Source organism: Acidovorax sp. K2F, from assembly GCF_025246485.1.
Taxonomy (GTDB): Bacteria; Pseudomonadota; Gammaproteobacteria; order Burkholderiales; family Burkholderiaceae_C; genus Acidovorax; species Acidovorax delafieldii.
Genome location: NZ_JAOBSQ010000072.1, coordinates 1 through 4,678, shown reverse-complemented (window position 1 = coordinate 4,678; position 4,678 = coordinate 1). Strand labels below are relative to the sequence as shown.

Sequence of the window (4,678 nt, the reverse complement as noted above, 5' to 3'; positions counted from 1 at the left end):
ACCGCTGCTCGACCCTTTCGACCCTTCAGGGGACCACATATGACCCTCGCCCAACCCTCGGAGGTTTGACCCATGGACCCGATCACCATTGCCATCATCGTGGGCCTTGGCCTTGTGGCTGCGTTTGCCCTGTCGCGCAAGGGCGGTGGCGCCGCTTCGCCCCCTCTGCCTGTCTCCGTCACCCTGGACGGCGACAGCATCCTCTACGGCCCCACGCTGGCCCACAACATTGCAGCCCGCCTGCGCGAGTGGCGCCCGCAGTGGACTGTGGATGACCGGGGCGTGTACGGCCTCAAGCTGTGGCAGCTCATAGCGGGCTACACCGAGCCATTCCCTGGTGCCGGGCCCGAGCTGTTCCCGCGCGGCCCCCAGCCGCCCTATGCGCAAGTGCAGCGCAACACCCGCATCGTCGTGCTGGAGGCCGGTGGTAACGACGCGCTGGAGATGCGCACGGTGGCGGAATACGAAGCCGACCTGCGCGAGGCTATCCGCATCGTGCAAGCCGAAGGCCGCACCGCCGTGCTCACCGGCATCGTGGACTTGCCGGTGGCCGACATCTTCACCCCACCCATCAAGGCGCGCCGGGATGAACTCAACGCGGTAACCCTGCGCGTGGCGGCCGAGCTTGGCCTGCAGCACGCGGGCTGGGGCGAGGACTACCAGGGGCCGCAGGACGTGTTCGACAACGTGCACCGCACGCAGGCCGCATCGGATCGGCTGGCGGCGCTGCTGGTGGCCGCCATTGAGCGGGCCGCATAACAACAAAACACAGAGGGAGCACATGCCAGAACCAACTTCTACATCAGGCATCAGCCTGGCCGCCCTATCCATCGCCCTGCTTGGCCCCATGGCCGGGCCCTATGCCCTGATTGTGTTCGCGGCGCTGGCTGGGGCGCTGTGGCCTCTCAGTGCGGCAGACACCATGACCCGGAGCGCGGGGGCTTGGTTGCTGCTGCGTTGCACCCTCACCGCCGTTGTGCTCACTTCCGCGCTGTCTCTGGTGCTGCAGAACCAGTGGCAGATTCCCGCCAATGAAGCGCTGGCGCCGGTGGCCTTTGCCATTGGCGCCCTTGGCAATGGCTGGCGTCCTGTCTTCGAGGCTGTCGGGTCGGCGCTGCAGGCCGTGCTGGCGCGCGCAGGAGGGCCCAAGCCATGAACACCTTGCTCATCGCTCATGAGGTAGCGTGCCTGCTGCTGTTCTTCACGGTGTTCTGTCGAATGCAGAAGACCAACCGGCGCACGCGCGCCGCCATCCGCCTTTCGTTCTGGGCCCTCGGCACCGTGGCCGCCCTGGGCATGGCTTGGCCTTTGATGGGCTGGCCGCTGCCATGGTTCGGGGTGCTGCTGGCCCTGGCCATCGTGCAGGTGCAATGGGTCACATCCCAATACTGGAATGGGGGCGTCCCCCGCAGTTTCGCCTCTGAAAGAACCTCATGAAGCTCACTGAACACTTCACCCTGGCCGAGCTGACGGCCAGCAGCAAGGCTCGCCAGCTCGGGCTGGACAACACGCCACCGCCCGAGATCGTGCCGCGCCTGGTGCTCACGGCCGAGATGCTGGAGCGCATCCGCAGCACGCTGGGCGTGCCAATCACCGTCACCAGCGGCTACCGTAACCGCCAGGTCAACGAGGCCGTGGGCGGTGTCACCAGCAGCGACCACACCCAAGGCCACGCTGCTGACATCCAGGCGCCGAGCTACGGCACCCCCACGCAGATTGCGCGCTGCCTGGCGCCGCTGGTGTCGGTGCTGGGCATCGGCCAGCTGATCCTGGAGGGCGTGAAGGGCAAGCAGTGGGTGCACGTCAGCACCCGCGTGCCCGACAAGGCCTCCAACCGCGTGATCACCATCACCGACCAGGGCGCCCAGCTGGGCATTCAGGAATTGCCATGATCCCGCTGCCCACGATCACACCCATGATGGTTGTGCTGGCGATCAGCCTTGCAGCCAACGCTGGCTTGGGCTGGGCCTACCTGGGCCAGCGCGATGACACCACCGAGGCCCGCACCGCGCTGCGCGACATGGAGGGGCAGCGTGACGGCGCACGCCAAGCGGCCAGCGCCTGCAGCGACAGCGTGGACGATCTGCGCGAGTTGGCCGACAAGCGAGCCCGCGAGGCTGTGCCCGCCCGTGCTGCTGCCGCCAGCGCCGCCCAGGGGCACAACACGCGCGCCGACGAGATCCTGGCCGCGCCACCGCCGGTGCCGGGTGATGTGTGCGCTAGCGCGCAGGCTCGGGTGGACGAGTGGCTCAAGGGGAGGGCGAAGCCATGAAAACTGCTATTTCTTTGATAGCTGCTTGCGCTTTATCGGCGTGCAGCGCGGGCAGGAATCATGTGGAAATCCAGCGCGTGAACGTCGCCGTGCCCGTGGAGTGCAAAGAGCCCATCCCAGACCGCCCGGTGATGCCTACCGAGGCGCTGCGCCCGGGCGCCGATGTGGACCAGTTCGCCCAGGCTGCGATGGCAGAGATTGAGCGCCGCGAAGGGTACGAAGGGCAGTTGGTGGCCGCTCTGGTCATCTGCACGCGGCCTGTTGCGCAGGGACCGGAAAAGGAGCCGCTGGGGCTGCGCGCAGCGTGGCCGAAGTAGGCCGGCCAGAGCGTCAGACCTTCACGGCCGTTTGCCGACGCGCTCGGAGCTGGGCGCAGGATTCGTATGCGTCCGCTACATCTGACAGGTGCATCTGCATCGGAAGTTCGTTGCCAGGCACGAACACCTTGAACCAGGTGCTCCCCTGATCAACCTCGATGAAGGCAAACCCGGTGATGGGCGCGACTTCAAAGTCGTTATCGGGCACCATCTGGACCATCTGCGGATGGCCTGGCTTCACGCTCTTGATGCGCGCGAGATTCTGTGTGTCCCGGGTGTCGAACACATAGGCCGCCTGGGGCGCAGCAGCCTGTCGTCGTGCCAGATCGTTGAGACGCGTCTGCCAGCCTGGGCCGGAGGCCTTCAGCGCGGCCAGCACATCCGGATCAAACCGGATATTGGTAGGCACCTTCGGGTTCTCCTTCACAGAGCCCTTGGGGCGTCCGCCCTTGGCACGCGCGGCGATGCTCTCGGGTGTGTGCATGGTTCCGACTTTGCCCGCCTTCAGTTCAGCCAGGGACTCACGCAGGCCGGGGATTCCCTGCCCAGCGTCTGCTTCAATGGCCCGCGCCACCTTGTCGGCGTCTAGGCCCTGAAGGTCTTTCAGGGTTTTGATCATCGCTTGATCTCCTTCGGAAGAATGTTGGCCTTGTCGGCCTTCGTGTACACAGCCACCAGCAGGACAATTTCCTCCGCGGTGATATTGAAGTACACCACCCGGGCACCACCGCGCTTGCCTTTGCCCGCCACCGACCAACGCACCTTGCGGGCACCTTCAGCACCGGGGATCACGTCGCCAGCTTCGGGGTTGGCAGCGATGAAGCTGATGAACTCCAGGCGGTCCGCTTCGGTCCACACGTCAGCGACTTGCTTCTGAAAGGTGGGGGTTTCGATGACTGTGAACATAGGTTTATTGTATCTACAAAAAAATATAACAGCAAGCTGCTTTTGTGTAGATACAAAAAATAATTCACTGATCTTTTATCCAGTGATGCACAATCCCGGCATGCCTCCTGATCTGTTCGTCCAAACCGCCTTGGCCATCCTTGGCCCTGCCGCCATCTGGCTGTCGCAGAGTCGCACCGCGCAGTTCCAGCGCTGGGCCTGCATCGTCGGCCTGATCAGCCAGCCCTTCTGGTTCTGGTCCGTGTGGCGCAGCGGCCAATGGGGTGTTGGTGTGGTGGCGGTGGTCTGCGCGCTGGCCTGGCTTAAGGGGCTGTGGGTCCACTGGCTGGCGCCGCGGCCACCGGCGGGGCTCGCCATGCTGACGCTGCCACCCGAGAGCAGGCTGAAATGATCGAGATTGGCGTGGACAAGGGGATCCTGGTCAAGATCCTGGGCCAAGACATCAGCCGAGGCATGGGCCAACTCCCTCAGGCGGGGCCGGATCAGCCTGCGCAGATGCAAGCAGTGATCGAGGTTGCCCACCACGGGCGGGTGCGCATCACCTACCGACTGAACAGAAGCCCTCGGAGGAAGGTTAACCTCTGGTTCTGGACCGCTTTTCACGCGGTGGCCGAACCAATCCAAGAAGACCAGCCTTCAGATGCTCCTGACCCTGCACATCAGCAAGATTGAACCCGGAAACTATCGTGTGATGGTCCTCGATGGAAGGACTGAAATGGACGAGTGGGGCGCCCCGAGTATCGGCGCTGCGATTCGACAGTGCAGCCTGGTGGAGATGCCAGACCTGTCAGGGTTCCACATTTGGTACGAGCATGTGTGCGTGGGCACCACCACGATGAGCAACATGCGGATCGACCCCGAGGGTATCGCGCAACGCCTGATGGCGCTTCACGGTGCGGTGCGGGGGTAAATGGCGCTGGATCGCTTGGATTCAAGGCGGATATTCCCCCTGGTCGCAGCTGACTGTAGGCCCTATCGTGACGGTCCTTATAACTTTGGAGCGTTACATGGAAAACCGAAAATACACCGTTTACGGGGATCTGACTTCTGAAAAGTCGAGTGACAACTACCCGGAGAAGTCATTGTGCGATGACTGCGTTGGTGGGTATGAAGTGGTTAGCGACAACGGCCCGACGGGAGATGTTTGCGAGGACTGCGGCGGGCCGGAAGAATAGTCGATCGC

11 protein-coding genes are annotated in these 4,678 nt (G+C 64.0%); 9 read left to right on the top strand and 2 right to left on the bottom strand.

Annotated elements, in window-relative coordinates; genetic code table 11:
- Positions 1–72 precede the first annotated feature (72 nt).
- The 6 genes from N4G42_RS25080 to N4G42_RS25055 all read left to right on the top strand — a co-directional run bounded on the left by N4G42_RS25080 (position 73) and on the right by N4G42_RS25055 (position 2,589).
- Positions 73–759, top strand: coding sequence for a GDSL-type esterase/lipase family protein (locus N4G42_RS25080; RefSeq protein WP_260669122.1), 687 nt, complete (start codon positions 73–75; stop codon positions 757–759).
- 22 nt (positions 760–781) lie between these two features.
- The gene (locus tag N4G42_RS25075; RefSeq protein ID WP_260669121.1) at positions 782–1,156 is read left to right on the top strand and encodes a hypothetical protein; all 375 of its coding nucleotides are present in this window, start codon (positions 782–784) and stop codon (positions 1,154–1,156) included.
- Positions 1,153–1,437, top strand: coding sequence for a hypothetical protein (locus N4G42_RS25070; protein ID WP_260669120.1), 285 nt, complete (start codon positions 1,153–1,155; stop codon positions 1,435–1,437). Before N4G42_RS25075 ends, N4G42_RS25070 begins: the two co-directional genes overlap by 4 nt.
- The gene (locus tag N4G42_RS25065; RefSeq protein WP_260669119.1) at positions 1,434–1,892 is read left to right on the top strand and encodes a D-Ala-D-Ala carboxypeptidase family metallohydrolase; all 459 of its coding nucleotides are present in this window, start codon (positions 1,434–1,436) and stop codon (positions 1,890–1,892) included. The genes N4G42_RS25070 and N4G42_RS25065 overlap by 4 nt, the downstream gene beginning before the upstream one ends.
- On the top strand, positions 1,889–2,272 hold the full coding sequence (locus tag N4G42_RS25060; protein WP_260669118.1) for a hypothetical protein: 384 nt from the start codon (positions 1,889–1,891) through the stop codon (positions 2,270–2,272). Before N4G42_RS25065 ends, N4G42_RS25060 begins: the two co-directional genes overlap by 4 nt.
- A gap of 77 nt (positions 2,273–2,349) precedes the next feature.
- Positions 2,350–2,589 (top strand): hypothetical protein, encoded by a 240-nt coding sequence (locus tag N4G42_RS25055; protein WP_313771930.1) that lies wholly within the window; start codon positions 2,350–2,352, stop codon positions 2,587–2,589.
- Positions 2,590–2,602: 13 nt separating this feature from the next.
- On the opposite strand, the gene N4G42_RS25050 is transcribed toward N4G42_RS25055, so the two are convergent.
- A complete protein-coding gene (locus N4G42_RS25050; RefSeq protein ID WP_260669116.1) occupies positions 2,603–3,208 on the bottom strand; it encodes a BrnA antitoxin family protein in 606 nt (201 codons plus the stop codon).
- On the bottom strand, positions 3,205–3,495 hold the full coding sequence (locus N4G42_RS25045; RefSeq protein WP_260669115.1) for a type II toxin-antitoxin system RelE/ParE family toxin: 291 nt from the start codon (positions 3,493–3,495) through the stop codon (positions 3,205–3,207). The genes N4G42_RS25050 and N4G42_RS25045 overlap by 4 nt, the downstream gene beginning before the upstream one ends.
- On the opposite strand from N4G42_RS25045, the gene N4G42_RS25040 reads away from it, so the two are divergent.
- The 3 genes from N4G42_RS25040 to N4G42_RS25030 are packed head-to-tail and all read left to right on the top strand — an operon-like array spanning position 3,482 to position 4,405.
- A complete protein-coding gene (locus tag N4G42_RS25040) occupies positions 3,482–3,886 on the top strand; it encodes a hypothetical protein (protein ID WP_260669114.1) in 405 nt (134 codons plus the stop codon). The two genes, N4G42_RS25045 and N4G42_RS25040, sit on opposite strands and share 14 nt — an antisense overlap.
- Complete coding sequence (locus tag N4G42_RS25035; protein ID WP_260669113.1) at positions 3,883–4,167, top strand: hypothetical protein; 285 nt, start codon at positions 3,883–3,885, stop codon at positions 4,165–4,167. Before N4G42_RS25040 ends, N4G42_RS25035 begins: the two co-directional genes overlap by 4 nt.
- Before the next feature lie 43 nt (positions 4,168–4,210).
- On the top strand, positions 4,211–4,405 hold the full coding sequence (locus N4G42_RS25030; protein WP_260669112.1) for a hypothetical protein: 195 nt from the start codon (positions 4,211–4,213) through the stop codon (positions 4,403–4,405).
- The last annotated feature ends 273 nt before the right edge of the window (positions 4,406–4,678 follow it).